13 protein-coding genes are annotated in these 16,140 nt (G+C 56.8%); 10 read left to right on the forward strand and 3 right to left on the reverse strand.

The window, feature by feature from the left end; all coding sequences use genetic code 11:
• Positions 1–405 precede the first annotated feature (405 nt).
• From K1Y02_18875 to K1Y02_18890, 4 genes are all read left to right on the forward strand, one after another.
• On the forward strand, positions 406–1,869 hold the full coding sequence (locus K1Y02_18875) for a hypothetical protein (GenBank protein ID MBX7258434.1): 1,464 nt from the start codon (positions 406–408) through the stop codon (positions 1,867–1,869).
• A gap of 129 nt (positions 1,870–1,998) precedes the next feature.
• Positions 1,999–3,294 (forward strand): 3-phosphoshikimate 1-carboxyvinyltransferase, encoded by a 1,296-nt coding sequence (aroA, locus tag K1Y02_18880; protein ID MBX7258435.1) that lies wholly within the window; start codon positions 1,999–2,001, stop codon positions 3,292–3,294.
• 68 nt (positions 3,295–3,362) lie between these two features.
• A complete protein-coding gene (locus tag K1Y02_18885; protein ID MBX7258436.1) occupies positions 3,363–4,688 on the forward strand; it encodes a chorismate synthase in 1,326 nt (441 codons plus the stop codon).
• A gap of 167 nt (positions 4,689–4,855) precedes the next feature.
• Positions 4,856–5,374, forward strand: a complete 519-nt coding sequence (locus tag K1Y02_18890; GenBank protein MBX7258437.1) for a shikimate kinase — start codon at positions 4,856–4,858, stop codon at positions 5,372–5,374.
• Positions 5,375–5,455: 81 nt separating this feature from the next.
• Here K1Y02_18890 and K1Y02_18895 read toward each other — a convergent pair whose 3' ends face one another.
• Together K1Y02_18895 and K1Y02_18900 are read right to left on the reverse strand one after the other, a co-directional pair.
• Positions 5,456–6,001, reverse strand: coding sequence for a hypothetical protein (locus tag K1Y02_18895; protein MBX7258438.1), 546 nt, complete (start codon positions 5,999–6,001; stop codon positions 5,456–5,458).
• A 194-nt stretch (positions 6,002–6,195) separates the two neighbouring features.
• Positions 6,196–7,755 carry a hypothetical protein gene (locus tag K1Y02_18900; GenBank protein MBX7258439.1) on the reverse strand — a complete coding sequence of 520 codons (1,560 nt, stop codon included), beginning with the start codon at positions 7,753–7,755 and terminating at the stop codon, positions 6,196–6,198.
• 211 nt (positions 7,756–7,966) lie between these two features.
• Between K1Y02_18900 and K1Y02_18905 the strand changes: the two genes are divergently transcribed.
• From K1Y02_18905 to ilvD, 6 genes are all read left to right on the forward strand, one after another.
• Complete coding sequence (locus tag K1Y02_18905; GenBank protein MBX7258440.1) at positions 7,967–8,521, forward strand: DUF1003 domain-containing protein; 555 nt, start codon at positions 7,967–7,969, stop codon at positions 8,519–8,521.
• Between the two features lie 312 nt (positions 8,522–8,833).
• Positions 8,834–10,183, forward strand: a complete 1,350-nt coding sequence (locus tag K1Y02_18910) for a DegT/DnrJ/EryC1/StrS family aminotransferase (GenBank protein ID MBX7258441.1) — start codon at positions 8,834–8,836, stop codon at positions 10,181–10,183.
• 108 nt (positions 10,184–10,291) lie between these two features.
• The gene (locus K1Y02_18915; protein MBX7258442.1) at positions 10,292–11,164 is read left to right on the forward strand and encodes a metallophosphoesterase; all 873 of its coding nucleotides are present in this window, start codon (positions 10,292–10,294) and stop codon (positions 11,162–11,164) included.
• A gap of 115 nt (positions 11,165–11,279) precedes the next feature.
• Complete coding sequence (locus K1Y02_18920; GenBank protein MBX7258443.1) at positions 11,280–11,882, forward strand: hypothetical protein; 603 nt, start codon at positions 11,280–11,282, stop codon at positions 11,880–11,882.
• Entirely contained in the window at positions 11,857–12,870 is a 1,014-nt protein-coding gene (locus K1Y02_18925; protein ID MBX7258444.1) for a helix-turn-helix domain-containing protein, read from the forward strand. Before K1Y02_18920 ends, K1Y02_18925 begins: the two co-directional genes overlap by 26 nt.
• Positions 12,871–12,961: 91 nt before the next feature.
• The gene (ilvD, locus tag K1Y02_18930; protein MBX7258445.1) at positions 12,962–14,632 is read left to right on the forward strand and encodes a dihydroxy-acid dehydratase; all 1,671 of its coding nucleotides are present in this window, start codon (positions 12,962–12,964) and stop codon (positions 14,630–14,632) included.
• A 254-nt stretch (positions 14,633–14,886) separates the two neighbouring features.
• Here the strand turns inward: ilvD and K1Y02_18935 are convergent, their stop codons facing one another.
• Complete coding sequence (locus K1Y02_18935) at positions 14,887–15,891, reverse strand: HIRAN domain-containing protein (GenBank protein MBX7258446.1); 1,005 nt, start codon at positions 15,889–15,891, stop codon at positions 14,887–14,889.
• Positions 15,892–16,140 lie beyond the last annotated feature (249 nt).

Below are 16,140 nucleotides of genomic sequence, written 5' to 3' on the forward strand. Positions count from 1 at the left end.
GCTTGAAAACGATACTGGAAACGGGTTCGCTCAAGTCCCCCATTATGGCCCAACCCGACACGGATCCCTATGCTCAAGCAATCGAATGGGGAATTGCAGAGCGCGAAAAGCGATCGAAGAAATAGCCACTATCACTGCGCAGGAGGCCGCGACGCGATCTTTGGCGGCCTCCTGCATTTCTTGTTTCCCACACCCCGCATGTCCCTCGTTTCGCGAGGCATGTCCACAACAGCGTTTCAGTCGTGACGCATTCAGTGCAACGCCTTTACCCTAATATATGGGAAAAGGACTAGAATCCTACGAGCGTTGGACCGAGCCGACAATGAACCACGAAGGTTCAGGCGCGTAATAAATGAGTACACGGGGGGCGTGCCGAGTTGTCTCTAACCCAGGGGGGCCTGAAGTATGGGACCAAGAAAGGTTTCATTCGCCGCACTCTCAGTGCTCATCGTGTTGTACGCAGCCGGTTGCGGCAGAGGCGGCAATCTGCCTGCCGTGCTCTGGAATATTGACGAGCAAGGCGTACTGGACGTAACCAACGAGAAGATTGACCTGCGCGATAACGAGGCCACGGTCGATCTTCGGCACTCCAATTCGTATTGCCCCTCCGGACTTGGTGACGTCATCGACGGTCCCCCCGAAGTCAAAGCGGTTACCTTCATCTATGACCTTCCCCAATCAGGCAAATACTGGTTACACGTGGTGTGGAACCCCGGCGGAAGTGGCGATGAATCGTTCGCGGTTGAGTTCAATGGCGATGCGCTTGGAGAAGTCACGAGAGTCAAAGGTGCGGACAACGCCCCCAACCAGACGAGTACCTTTGAACTGCCGCAGAACGCTGGCGAGAACACACTCGTGCTTCGCCGCATATCGGGAGATGGGCTTAAGTTTCGGCGGATTGCGCTCACCTCGATACCCGAATTGGACGAAATCGTAGTTCCGACTCCCACGCCGCCCTCATCGGAGTCGCGAAACGAGGATACGGTATCAATGGATTCGGTGAGCGAAGCACAAACCGTGAATCCTTCGCTGCCATTCAAGGATGAGGCATCGTACAGTCAGAACATCGGCGAGCCCGGCTTGCTTCTGAAGAGTGATCACGTGTGGCTGTTTGCGCCGCGTACGCGCGAGAAAGAGGCAAACATCGTCATTCCCTATCTCGCGCGGGCCTACGATGCGCTTCGCCGTATTGTCGGGGTGGACACGACTTACACGATTATCGTTTATCACTTTCCGGAGGGTAACCCCAATGCAAGAGGGAGCACTTCCGAGTGTACGCTCTGGTACGGATATCCAAACCTAGCCTTAGAGAAACAGGAAGAATGGCTGAAATGTACCGTGCCGCACGTTTCCGGATACATCGAAGAGATGGCGCATAATTTTGTCGATGCCACAAAGGCCAATTTCGGTTGGGAAATGGCCGGGTGGAGCATCGGCATGAAAGCTTCCCTGGAGGTCGCGGACAACCCCGTGCTCCGGCAGAGCCTTGATGATACGCGACGCGTACAGGCCGAGACGTTCGAGCGGTACCGGGCTGCGGGTAACGTGTTCCCTTCGGATATTGAGCCAAACAAGGCCGATCGGATTCATGCCTACCTTCTGTGGCAGTGCGAACGGCAATATGGCGCGCGGTTCTGGGAGGACTTCTTCACGGAAGTGCGCAAGGAACGCCAGCGGTTGTACGATGCCATCAACGTGGTCGGAGAAGAGCGAGTGAGGGACGAACGCTATCGCATCACGGTTGAGTGCTTTGACCGGTTGCCGGGACTGAACTTCTCCCAGCGTCTCGATGAAGCGGGCATCTCCCGGACAATCGCCGTGCAGTCGCTACTCCCCACCGAACCAGGGTGGAATCACAGACTGCAGTAACCCATCGCGAGCGGGTTTTGGGCCAATTGCCGGGCTTTTGACTGCCGCCGCGCGCTCCAGCTATCATTTCTTTTTTCCTGGGGGAAACAGTCTGCAAGGGGGTTTCAGAGCGTGGAACACACCGGCCACATAAACCTAACCTGCGAACGCTCGCAGTTGCGTGGCAGTGTCGTCATTCCCGGCTCCAAATCACACACCATTCGCGCCGTCGCGATTGCATCATTGGCCGAAGGTGACAGCCGGATTGAGCGCCCACTCGAGTCGGAGGATGCCCGCGCTTCCATCGTGGCCTATCGCGCCCTTGGCGCAACGATTGAGACTGACCCCGACGAGTGGCGTGTTCACGGTTTTGGCGGCGCGCCCAAGGCGCCCGACAACGTCATCGACGTCGCCAACAGCGGCACCACGATGCGCATCGCCATGGGCTCTTGCTCCTTGCTTCGCGAAGGGGCCGCCGTCTTGACCGGCGACGGCCAGATTCGCCGGAGGCCTTGTGGACCCGTCGCGAAATCGCTTACAGACCTTGGCGCAAAGGCATGGTCCACGCGCGGAACCGGCTGTCCGCCCATGGTGGTAGAGGGCCGTATTCGCGGCGGCGAGACGACCTTGGAAGCCGTATCGAGTCAGTATCTCACCAGCCTTCTGATGGCGGCGCCTCTTGCCGACGGCGATACGACCATTAACGTGTCGCTTCTGAACGAAGGGCCTTACGTCGAGATGACACTCGACTGGCTTCGAAGACAAGGCATTGTGGTCGAGCAAGAAGGCACGACGCCGGGAAAGGACCTGCGTTACCACGTCCGTGGCGGTCAACGGTATCAGCCTGTCAATCGGCCCATCCCGGCGGACTGGTCCACGGCGACGTTCTTTATTGCGGCGGGCGCGCTTGGCAACAACGCCGTCCGCGTGCAGGGACTGGACCTGAACGATACGCAGGGCGACCGCGCCGTACTCGATTATGTCCGGCGGCTCGGCGCGCGCGTGGTCATCGACGCAGACGGAATTCTGGTTGAAGGCGGCGACCTCATCGGTTGCGAGTTCGACCTTAATGCGACGCCCGACGCCTTGCCCATGATGGCCGTATTGGGGTGTTTTGCGCGGGGCGAAACAAGGCTCGTCAACGTGCCGCAGGCGCGTCTGAAGGAAACGGATCGCATCGCGGTGATGCGTCAGGAACTACAACGATTGGGCGCAAACATCGAAGAGTTGCCCGACGGTCTCATCATCAAGCAGAGCGCATTGCAGGGCGGCCACGTGGACGGTCACGCCGATCATCGCGTCGTGATGTCGCTGGCCATCGCGGGAACGCAGTTGGATGCCGAAACCACCATCCACGGCGCGGAAGCGATGGCTGTGACTTACCCGGGGTTTGTCGACGCGTTAACCGGATTAGGCGGAAGTGCACGGACGGTACAGTCCGGTTGAGGAACAGAGTCGTCTGAAACGCACCGCGTTTCGGAATGGGATCACTACCGAATGGAGGATGTCGAGTCATGCTTGGGTGCAGCTACGGAACCTTGTTTCAGACGGCAGTGGCGGGGGGCTCCTATCAGGAAGGATTGACAGCCCACATTCAGGGCGTCCCACCCGGACTTCGCATCACGGAAGAAGAAATCTACCGCGAACTGCTCACGCGCAAACCCGGGCAGGGGGAACTGACCTCGCCGCGCCGCGAGCCCGACGTTCCGGTCATCTACAGCGGTGTAAACGCCGCCGATACCATGCCCGGATTCGAAACGGGCGGCTACACCAACGGTACGCCCCTCGTTGTGCTCATTCCGAACCTTGACCGCCATTTCGAGCACATCGAGCAATACCAGGTCACGAATCGCACGCCGCGTCCGGGCCACGCTTCCTACGCCTCGTATCAAAAGTACGGCCAGTGGGACGACGCCATCGGCGCGGGATTCTTTAGCGGCCGCTATACCTCGACTATCGTCGCGGCGGGTGCCATCGCCAAGAGAATACTCAAGGATCAGGGAATCGACGTGTTTGGATACGTCAAGGAAGCGGCAGGCATTCGCGCGCCCGAAGTCTCGCACGAAGTCGCCAAGGCGAAGGTCGCCGCTTTCAAGGAAGTCCGCCGCCTGAACGACCCCATCTACAAATGGATCTTCACCGACCAGCGGTTCAAGGAAGACATGCGCTTCCTTGAAAAGATGGCCGTGTTGGCGCAGCTTGAGCGAGAGCTCATCCGCATTCGCGCCGACGCCGCGCCCGTCGACGAAGCCGCCATGCGTTCCCAATACGGCGTGCATCCCTTCTTGAACTGCCCTGACCTGGACGCCGCCGACGCCATGTACGACAAGATTGTCGCCATCCGCAACGAGGGCGATTCGAGCGCGGGCGTGGTGGAAATCGTCGCGACGGGAGTCCCCGCGGGATTGGGCGAACCTGTCTTCAACAAATTGGACGGTGAGCTTGGCCGCATGATGAGCATCGGCACGATCAAAGCCGTCGAAATCGGAGCAGGGTACGCGGTGAAGGATCTGCGCGGTTCGGAAGTGAACGACCAGCTACGCGCGGAAGGCGGTAAGGCAAAGTTCCTCTCCAACAGCGCGGGCGGAATTACCGGCGGTCTTACAACCGGCCAGCCTATCGTCGCGCGGCTCATCGTCAAGCCGACGCCAACGATTGCCAAACCCCAGCACACGATCGACAAAGTTTCGATGGAGAACGCGGAACTGGCCGCAGTCACGCGCCGCGATCCGACCATCGTCGCCCGCGTGTGGCCAGTGGCGGAAGCGTTCACGGCAATGGTGTTGCTTGACCAACTCATGATGCATTACGGTTACCGGGCATTGTGGGCAAAAAGCTAAAGAGAAGCTTGAAACGAGAATAAAGAGCCACGGTTTCGTGGTTCCTTAACAGACCGCGTGTTGTGGCAGGGTTTACCGACCCTGCCACATTGTTAACTAAGGAAATCGGGACTGACCCAAGCGGAGCGTAGCGAAGGCGGGTCTGTCCCTGATTTCCGGGAAGAGAAATGCAGCAACCTAACGCCATCATCATAGGATTCCGAGGCACCGGCAAATCCAGTGTCTCAGACCTGATTGCCATGTGTACCAACCGCACCGCTTTTCATATGGACGAAGAGATTGTGAAGCGGGCCGGTTCGCCCATCCCTGAAATCGTACGCAATTACGGCTGGGAGACCTTTTGGGATCTCGAATCGCTCGTGGCGACGGAAGCCAGCATGCTCCAAAATGCCGTCATCGACACGGGGGGCGGCGTAATCCGCCGCCACGAAAATATGGAACAGCTCAAGGCTACGGGCCGCGTCTTCTGGCTCACCGCCGAAATCGAGACCATCAAGGAACGCCTGAAAGACCAAACCGACCGGCCATCGCTCACGGGCAAGAAGTCGTTTCTGGATGAAGTCGAAGAAATCCTCCAGGGCCGCATCCCGTTGTACCGGCAATACGCCGACTACCAAGTCAGGACAGACGACCGATCCGTAAGCGAAATCGCGAACGAGGTGGTTCACCTCCTCTGCGGAGAGTGAAGCAAGCCACCTCGCTTGTTGCTCGTGCTGTTCAACACTTCAGCAGCGCTTTCTATGCGATACGCCATCAGAAGTCTCTAGCTAGAATCCGCAGCTCCAATGTCCCGGCACCCACACACTCTCGAGTTGGGTCGTGTTGTATCCGGGGACCCAAACGCGGTCGTAGTAACCCTGCTGATACATCACCACGCGCTGGATGCCGTTAACCCAACGGTATCCGTAGACGGGCGGAACGTAGCGTTCTTCCCAATGCGCGGGCACCCAGATGACGCGCTCGTAGCTCTCGTAGTGCCCTTCGATCCAGCAACAATAGCGGCTATGGCAGTGCTGTCCAGGTCCGTGCGGCGGCGGAAAGGGTCCGGGATTGGGAACCGGAGCCGGCGCAGGACGGTGCTTCTGCTCGAAATCCTCCATCGCCGCTTCCCGGCTGAAATAGGGGCTGTAGCGGCCCACTTGGCGATTCCGCTCATTAAGCTCGGCGTTCTTCTGCCGGTTGTAGTCGAGTCGCTCCTGCGGAGACATCGTTTGTTTTTTGTGCGAGTTCGACTGTGCCACTGCCGAGGTGCACGCAATCGCAAGCATAGCAATGGCGACACTGGCATTTCGAAGGTGCATGTGGCGGTTCATCTTGTGGGCTCCTCTGTATCGGTCTTTGCACCGTACCCAATGAATACTGACGACCTGCCTCAAGATTCCTTCAAACGCGCAAACCGTTGAGAGATTTGGAGATACAACGTAAGTAGGCCATAAACAGACGAGAGACTCTTGATAATCACATACCAAGAGCCTCTCAAAATGTACAAACTTCGGATGTCGGTACGTTACGTTTCCAGCGTCACCTTGTACCCCAAGGCATCGGCCAGGGCGTAGACCGGTTCTTTGATGTCTCCGTAGAACGTCACGCGATGCCAACCCCAGCGATCCCATTCCGTATAAAGCTTCTCAAAATCACCGACGGGCTCCGCGGCAATTTTGGTGCGACACGCCCGATCATCCGGGTCATTCGCCACGGTCTTGCCCTGGTGCATGAGAATCTCTTTGCGGCCGGACGCGACCTGCAATGTGGTGGTCATGTAACCCAACGGCATCACAGAACGCACCGACGCGCCTTGGCGATCTTCGGAGTGCGTCAAGATCTCAAATGGATTGGCTTGACCGCGCGGACCAAACGCCTTATTGGATGCCACGCAATGGGCGTAGATGATCTGGCGCTTCGACGTGTCAATGACAGGATCGGAAATGTACCCAGGCCGTCCACGCGTCAGCAGGCCAAACGCGGTCATGGTCGCCGCGGAGGCGATATCGCATTCGCAGCCGCCCACAAACCCTTCGTTGTTCAACTGATGGAACCCCAAGCACGGATAGGCGTGGATGTGCCCGCCATAGAATCCGCCCAGGCAATTGATCGTGATGGCATTCGCTTTGTATTTCTTCAACAGGGCCTTCTCGGCGAGATACATTGCCGCGGATGTTTCCAACGTCTCGCGCGACACGTCGACCACCGCGCTTGCCGACTTCTGCCAACGGTCGGCGATTTCCGCAGACTTGTCTTTGCTGGCGTTCTTCCATGCCTCGTTGAGTTCGGCGAACGCTACGTATTGCACGGGAATCCCCATGAACGGCTCGGCAACCTGACTCTTTTGATCGCGTAATGCGAGGATTTTGGACTTCCTCATCTTCCGGATGCACCGATCAATGTCCAGCACGTCCAGTTTATCGGATATGCACGTGAGGTCGCCCGGTTTGGGTGTACCCTCAATGCGGGCTTTCGAAGTCGCGGCCACGAAGTCGGTGACAGCGCCGCCCTTCGCCACAATGTTAAAGCACTTGACCGCCGCGATAAGGTCGTCGATTCTGGATGATGCTACATAGCCTACGTTGGGTGTCTTGTTACGCAGGAACGCAGACATGTATACGAGGTGGCCGCCGCTGCCGCCAAACTGGAAATCGACGTAGAGCACCGGCTTGCCTGACGTGGCAATCGTCTGCACAACGCGGTTCCAGGCGTTCATCTGAAACACGATGTATCCCGCGACGGGCGCCGCAGCATCTTCCTCTAGAATCTTCTTAGCCTGTTCTTCTCCTGTGGCGAGCGTGGAAACAAACTCGAATTCGGGACAGCCCTTCGCCATTTCGGCATTGAAGCGGTCCATGACGGGAACGAAATCGAACCCTACATTGGGCCAATCCGGTCCCGGCTGCTTGGCCGCGTGCAACGAATAGACGACTTTCAATCGCGCCTTGTTCTCGGCCGCTCGGACTGGTTTGGTTCCGGCCAACACGCCAACTGCACCGGCGCACGCCGCACAGCCCGCGGCAAGGAACCCCCTTCGACTGATCCCGCAACTCATACAACCCGAAAGCGATGGCATCGTCTTCATGACTTTTCCCCCTTGGATAGTCTGACGTGTTACCCTTCCACTCTACATCGAAACCCCAGTCGCGCGCTAGAGAAAAGGACGAGAAGAGCGGCTCGGAGCAGAAGTCGGCACGAGTTGGCTTAGACCCCCCGTCTCCGTATGATGTATATGGCATGCCACAAACACCTTTTTCTGCAAGGAGTTACACACAATACCCAACCGGGGAGGCGCTATGAATGACATTCTAAAGCACGCTGCGAGCCGATTGTTGAATGTCGGCCTCGAAGAGTTGTCGTCCCTTGAGCGAAACGTCGTCAGCAGGCTCGTGGAAAGAAAACCCATCAGCCGCAATACGACTGCGGAATTTGGAGAACAGTTGACGCTGGGCCAGCGCATCGCCGATCAGGTAGCCGCAATTGGGGGTTCCTGGTCCTTTATCATTGGCTTTGCCGTAGTAATGACGTCCTGGATTGCTTTGAACTCGTTCATCCTGGTCAAGAGCGGCGAAGACTTCGATCCCTACCCGTATATTCTCCTTAATCTTGTGCTTTCGATGCTGGCTGCTATCCAAGCTCCTTTGATCATGATGTCGCAGAACCGGCATGCGGCCAAGGACCGGATGGACGCTATGCATGACTACGAGGTGAATCTCAAGGCGGAACTTGAGATCCTTGAGCTGCATCGAAAGATCGATGAGATGCGCGAACAACAGTGGAAAGAGCTTTTGGCCCTCCAACAGGAACAAATCCGGCTTCTGACTGAAATCGTCCAATCAAGGCAAGCATGAGATCCGCCTTCTGAAGTATATCCCTGCGGGGCATATTTAGATTGCTTGCGAACATACAGGAGACTATCCGGTAGCCAACGTATCGTGGAGATGTGCGACAAGAACAGAGGCAGTTATCCGTCGACAGAGAGTGTTAGCGGGATATCCTGGTGCCATAGACTCAACGCCTTGCAGGTGAGTAATTTGCATCGTTGCTCAGTTGCGTCCGTGCAAGTTGGTGACTAGAATGGACAGGTTGCCTCATGGAGACGGCAATGCAGTTTGAGGGTTAGGAACCGGGAAGCCCGAATTTCAATTTGGGGGGTATAAGACATGGCAGAGAAGTACACTCAATCAAAGAGCACACGCCGTGGATTCATGAAGACGGCGGGCGCTTTGGGCGCCAGCCTCTATCTCGCAAGCGCCTCCAAGACCAAGTCGGTCGCCAGCGCTCAGGCGAAGGTGGAGACTCTCGCGCTGAATGGCGGTCCCAAGGCGGTGGACATCACTCCGGCAAACACCAGCAAGTGGCCACTGTACGGAGACGCCGAGATTCATGATGTCAGCGAGCTCTTGAAGAATCCCGACTATTCGCCGGTTGCCGCGTTTGAGGACGCGTGGAAGGCTCATTTCGGCTGCGCCTACGTCAAGGCCCACTGCAACGGCACCAGCGCTCTCACGTCGATGTGGTTTGCGCTCGACTTGCCTCCGGGCAGCGAAGTCTTGGTCGCGGACTACAGCACGTGGTTCCCGGTCGTGCCGATGCGGTTCTTCGATTTGGTGCCGGTTTTCGTGGATGTCGATCCCAAGACCTTGAACATCGACGTGGAAGACTGCAAACGCAAATTGACCGCGCGGACGCGCGCTATCATGCCGGTCCATTGGTATGGCATGCCCTGCGACATGGTGGCGATCGACGCATTCGCGAAAGAACACGGTCTCGAAGTCGTTGAAGACGCCAGCCACGCACATGGCGCGAAGGTCGGCGATACGCTTATCGGCAATTGGGGCCGCATCGCCGGATTCAGCCTTCAAATGAGCAAACCGCTGCCGAGTATCGAAGGCGGAATAGCCATCTATAAGAACCAGACGGATTACGAGCGGGCCACCGCGTACGGTAACTATGACCTTCCGAAGTCTTTCCCGGAAGGAAGCGCGTATCGCAAGTATCAGGGCACGGCATTCGGCAGCAAGCTGCGGATGCATCCGGTTTCCGCGATTCTGGCCAAGCACCAGCTTGAGAAACTGGACAAGATGAATAGCGAAGGCATCGCCCAGATCCGCAAACTCAACGACCGGATTACCCAGCTTCCGGGGCTTATCGAGCAGCAGGCGAAGCCGGAAATGAAGCGCGTGTACTATTCGAAGAACACCATGTTCATCGATGAGAAGGCCGCGGGCATGTCGCGCGCGACGGCTGTCAAGGCGCTGCAAGCGGAAGGCGTCGAAGTCGCAGAAGTCTCGTGGACGTTGCTTCACACCTATCCGGTGTTCAATGAATCTCAATGGTGGAGACACATGCCCGTGCTCCCCGCGGAAGGATCCGTGCCGGGCTGCGACGAGGCCAACAAGTCCGCGATCCATCTGCCTTACTGGACCTCCGATCAACCTGAACTGGTCGAGAAGTACGTGAAGGCCTTCGAAAAGGTCTGGGCGCATCGCGACGAGTTGGGCAAAGCGTAGTCTTCAGGTACATAATTAACGAGTCGAGAGGCCCGGCGGCGCATCGCCGGGCCTTTTTCGTTACGAGAAAACTGAGGTGTCCCTTTGACGAAGGCTGGAGATCTCGAAATGCATAGTCTGGACAGGCGGCAGTTCTTGGTTCGAGCGGCGGGAATTGGAGCAGGTGTGCTTCTGGGCGACCTGAAAACCGCGTCTGCAGCCGAAGTTCCCGCGGGACAGGAGCCCTTCTGCTTCTGCGCAATTGCCGACCCCCATTGTGGCGAACCGCCCTCAAAAGGACTGGAGAAGTATGGAACGGGTCTGGACAAGTTCTTCGCCGCCATCGACGCCATAAAGCAATTGCCAGAGCAAGGCAAGCCGGATTTCATCCTGCTGCTGGGCGATATCCACGTCGACGCGTTTGGTCCTCGTTTGCCCGAAGTGGGTATACCTATTCATGCGACTCCCGGCAATCATGAGTCAGACCCGATGAAGCGAAAGGCGCTTCGGGCGTTGTTTCCGGATGATTTCAATGTGAACGGGCAAGAATCCGATTACTACAGTTTCGTTCACAAGGGTGTACGATTCATCAGCATGTGCGACGCGGGCATGGGCGGCGAACACGTCGGTCAACTCTGTTCCGAGAACATCAGACCTTCAGGCCAATGCGAATGGCTCGAACAAGAACTCTCTATGCCGGAAACACAGAAGATTCTCTTCGCACACATTCCTCCAGAGCCCGAGGGAAAAGACCGCAACATGTATCTCAGCCGCAACGATTCGCGTTGGTTCAATGCGCTCGTGACCGAGAAGAAGCCGACGACCATGTTCTTCGGCCACCTCCATCAAGCCACCGCCGAATACGTCGTCGGTTCCACCCGCGCATTTAACGTGCGGTCCGCCTGCTGGAATTCCGGGAAAGCTCCTATTGGCTTCATGCACGTTCGAATAAGCGCGGACGGAATTCAAACCCGCGAAATCGACACAGGGAAGTACGAGTAGTTTAAGGACTTCCACCCCCGTCACACGCCCGGCCGCTGCTCATTCCTGCGGGAAGCATGAAATTGACGCGGAATTATGATATACTTAAAACACTCATAATAAGTGGTTTACATGTATGATTACCGAATTCGATGCTTCCAAACTCGATCAAGCGTTCGCATTGCTGGAGGGACGGCTTCGACTCAGGCAGGCCTCCCCAGTAGGGTTGGTTGTGTGCGGAGGAGCATCTCTTCTGGCTACGGGACTGATAGCCCGAACGACGCGCGATGTCGACATCATCGCATTGATGTCAGAAGACGGAACGTTGCTTGACCCCGATCCGCTTCCCGCCCCCCTGCTTGCCGCGGCCGACGAGGTGCGTGAGATCCTAGGACTGCCAGAAGAATGGCTGAACAACCGTCCCAGTCGCAGCGATGGCGGGCTCTTCAGGATGGGGCTCCCTACCGGACTGGATAAGCGACTCAAGGTGAAACGGCTTGGCCCGAACCTCTCGGTGGGGTTCATAGACCGGCTCGATCAAATTCACCTGAAGCTGTATGCGTCGGTAGACCGAGGTGGATATCACATCGCCGATTTGATCGCGCTGCACCCTTCGGATGATGAGCTTGAAGCATCTGCGCGTTGGTCAATGACACACGATGTATCGCAAGGGTTTCGAGAAACGCTCAAACGTCTTCTCGACGAAATCGGCCATGCAAAAGCTGCTGAAGCGCTCTAGAGATCAGGCACTCGAAGGTGTAATTGCTTTCCTCTGGGGACAATGGCCGGCGGTTGGCGTTGCTGGCCACACACACCGGGGCAAAGGTGGTTACGTGGATCCCGAAGCGCTATTTGCCTTCACGTGCGCTTTCGGACGCTACGATGCGCGTTTGTTCGATGAAGTGTTGGATTGGCTGTCTATTCATGTCCGATTCGTGAACGTGCAGCGCATGAAAAACATCCTCGTAGACGCCAATCCTGCGGTCCGTAGTGCAATGAGTGCTTCTGCGCGCGCCTTACTTCGTGCGGTTCCGAATGCGAAGTGGAAGCTGCTGACTCGAGAGCCGGAGAGCCATGTAACAGAGCAACCCTTCTTTCTCTTGCCAGACGGACGGCCAATGCCATTGCGCGGCAAGTGCGATCCGGATTTCCTCGCGCACGGTCTTCGGCGACATCCAGTGCAATTGCGACGTATGAGTAGCCTATTTTCGCCGGATACCGCAGGGTCACTCTTGTTGAAGCTGCGCGCACTTCTGGGCGTGAATGCGCGCTCCGAAATTGTCTTGTACCTCCTTCTAAATCAACATGGAAACTCACGCGAAATCGCTCGACGAACGCACTATTTTCAAAAGACTATTCACGACACACTTGTTGACCTCGAATGCTCTGGCTACGTCGAGTCGTCAAAAGTAGGCCGTGAACGGCGGTTCTATCTTTCGTCGCAGGAATTGAAGAACGTGATTATGCCCCTCCCCAACTCAATCCGATGGGTGGACTGGCCAGCGCTGCTCTTTTTGATTGAATCGTACTGGCGCGAGCTTGATGAGCTGACCCAAAGTGACGTCGGCGAAGAGACGATACGATCGGAGCTCTACTTCATGGCCAAACGTCTTGCCGAATCGAGCACTCTACGCGATAGCGCTCCACCCATCAGGCCCCCCAAACCCAACAAGACCTCGGAAGAGTACCTGCAACCATTCCTGGAACTGGTTGATTCTCTGGGATAGCCGTTTGGTGGACAGGCCCGTCCGGGAGGGGTAAAATGCCCGGATAACTCGACTCGGCTGCGGAATGCCGCGGTAAGAAATGGGAGCATCAATGAGAAGCGATACAGTAAAAGTAGGTCTTGAGCGGGCGCCGCACCGTTCGTTGTTGTGGGCAACGGGGCAAATCAAGTCGCCGGAAGATTTCAAGAAGCCGTTTATCGGCATCTGCAATAGTTTCATCGAGATCATTCCCGGGCACGTGCACCTGGACGAGCTTGGCCGCATGGCGAAAGAAGCCGTGCGCGAGGCGGGCGGCATTCCCTTTGAATTCAACACCATTGGCGTGGATGACGGTATTGCGATGGGGCATTCCGGCATGAAATACAGCCTGCCGTCGCGGGAACTCATCGCGGATTGCGTAGAGACGGTGGTCAACGCGCATCAGTTCGATGGGCTTATCTGTATTCCGAATTGCGACAAGATCGTCCCGGGCATGATCATGGGTGCGATGCGCTGCAACATCCCGACTATCTTCGTTTCGGGCGGGCCGATGGAAGCGGGCAAGACGAAGGACGGCAAGACGGTCGATCTGATCAGCGTGTTCGAGGGCGTGGGCGCCTATCAGAAGGGCGAAATCAACGACGACCAGTTGCAGGACCTTGAGCGCAATGCGTGTCCGACCTGCGGATCATGTTCGGGGATGTTCACCGCGAACTCGATGAATTGCCTGTGTGAGGCGCTCGGCATTGCGCTCCCCGGCAACGGTACGCTTCTCGCCACGCAGGGCACGCGGCGCGAACTCGTGAAAGAGGCCGCGAAGCAAGTGTTGAAGCTTATTGAAGCGGGCCTGAAGCCGCGCGACATCGTGAATTTGAAATCCATTGACAACGCGCTGGCGCTCGACATGGCCATGGGCGGTTCGACAAACACCGTGCTGCACACGCTTGCCATCGCGCGCGAGGCAGGCGTCGAATATCCGCTGGAACGCCTCAACGAAGTGTCCGCGCGCGTACCGAACATCTGCAAAGTGTCGCCCTCCAGTTCGTGGCACATTCAAGATGTGGAAGCCGCGGGCGGCATCAGCGCGATCCTCGCGGAACTCTCGAAGAAGCCCGGCGCGCTGCATCTCGATTGCCCGACCGTGACGCTCAAGACGCTCGGCGAAAACATCGAGGGCGCGAAGATTACGAACCCTGAAGTGATTCGCCCGCTTGAGAACGCGTACAACAAGAGCGGCGGTCTCGCCATTTTGTTCGGCAACCTCGCACCCGCGGGCGCTGTCGTGAAGGAGGCGGGTGTGGACCCGGCCATCCTGCGCCACACCGGCGAAGCGATCGTGTACGAATGCGAAGAGGCCGCGATGAAGGGCATCCTCTTGGGCGAAGTGAAGGAAGGTCACGTAGTAGTCATCCGTTATGAAGGACCCAAGGGTGGTCCCGGTATGCGTGAGATGCTCTCCCCCACGTCTGCCGTCATGGGCAAAGGTCTTGGCAAGTCGGTCAGCCTCATCACCGACGGCCGGTTCTCCGGCGGCACGCGCGGCGCGTGCATCGGCCACGTCAGCCCCGAAGCAGCCGACGGCGGGCCCATCGGCCTGATCCGCAGCGGCGACATCATCGAGATCGACATCCCCGCGCGGAAACTGAACGTCAAACTCTCCGACGCCGAACTCGAAGCGCGCCGTAAAGAGGCCGGGCCCGCACCCGACCGCAAACTCTCGGGCTGGCTCAAGCGCTACCAGCGCATGGTCACCAGCGCCAACACGGGAGCCGTGTTGGAGTAATTGGAACAATCAACGCCGGGTGGAATCGGACCGTGGTCCGGTTTCACTCGGCGAATTTGTGTTGTGGGTCTTTTCGTCTTGGCAAGTCTCGCCACTCAGCATTTCGAGCATAGATCTCCACTCATCATCCGCTTCGTGAAAGTGTCGAGCGAAGAGCGGGTTCTTTAACGCGTCTTCCAAATAGAGATCGAAGTTTGTTTTCCGCATAGGGTGTCTCTGAACCACGATTTTCTGGCTTGTGAAGAAGCTCTTGTTCACCGCAGAAGTTGCCATACGGCAAGGGCCGCAAAAGTCACAAGAAGCACAAAAGAGGAACAACCTCCCCGCTTAGGAATTCTGGCGATCTTTGCGGGAATGTCCTTCTCCAAGATCAGATTGTCCACGGGGGCATTAAAATTGAATATCTCTGCTACGACAACCGGAATTGGCACCTTCGCTCCGGTTAGTATCTTCTTAACGAACGCCCTTTGCGGGTATCCCAAGTCCAAAACCGGAGCGACTTCTTCAGCATATTCTTCGGGGACATACCCTATGCATAGGCCCAACTGAGTTCTCACTTCAATCGCATTTGGACTAAACTTGTTCTTTCTGTCGCGCGCCAAATACACACAATCTCCATCGCGAACATAATGCCTCACGACGCGTTCCCGACCTTCATAGCGTACTCCCGCCACCATGAAATCGATTACGTAGAGAGGACTTCCAAGTTCTTTGGCAAGGCGGGCCTTTTCTCTCTCGGCGTCTCTTTCCTCACGAACTCGTTCTTTTTCCAGTGCATCGGCCATTCTTCGCCTCTGCGCGACATATTTGCGGAGCTCGACGGGGAGGACTTGCTCGATAGCCTTGTATACTTGTTTCCTCTCTTCTGCAGTTATTTTCCCATCAGCCACAACAACTTCAATCACGTCGTGCAGAAATGCAATCTGCGGACTGCCAATCGATCTGTGGTCAATTACCCACCTTCTGAGTTGCTCGATTTCCTCATCTGAAAGACTTCCATCTTGCGTTACAGTCTCGCAGAGCTGGACAAGATCGACCGCAGCCGATTCCGATATTCCTTCTTCACTCCGCGGTTTCTTGTTCGACTTGATGGAATGGACTGACGTTACTGAAGGAGAGACCGCTTGGAGTCTATGTATCGTCTCATCGATTTGTTTGTATCTCTCCCGAAGACGCTCCTTTTCTCCACCCTCCTGAGCCTCAGAGTATTTCTTTCGGATCGCTTCAGCTTCTCGCAGAAGCGTTCTCAATGAGTCCATCTGAATTCTCCCGCCGCCCAAAAGACAACACAGCCGCAATATGTAACGCGTCATTATGACACAGAACACGTACGGACGCATCAGGCTCCACTCAAAGCGCGCTGCAGTCTCTTTCCCCTGCGGTCTCTTTCCCCTTGACTCCCACAGCCGCATCCTGTTTACTACCGCCGCCACTGCAAGGCATGTAACTGAGGGAGTCCTGGGATATGCATTCTCATCACGAGGACCATCCGCATCTGGTCAGCAGAA

This window comes from Candidatus Hydrogenedentota bacterium, from assembly GCA_019695095.1.
GTDB lineage: Bacteria > Hydrogenedentota > Hydrogenedentia > Hydrogenedentales > SLHB01 > JAIBAQ01.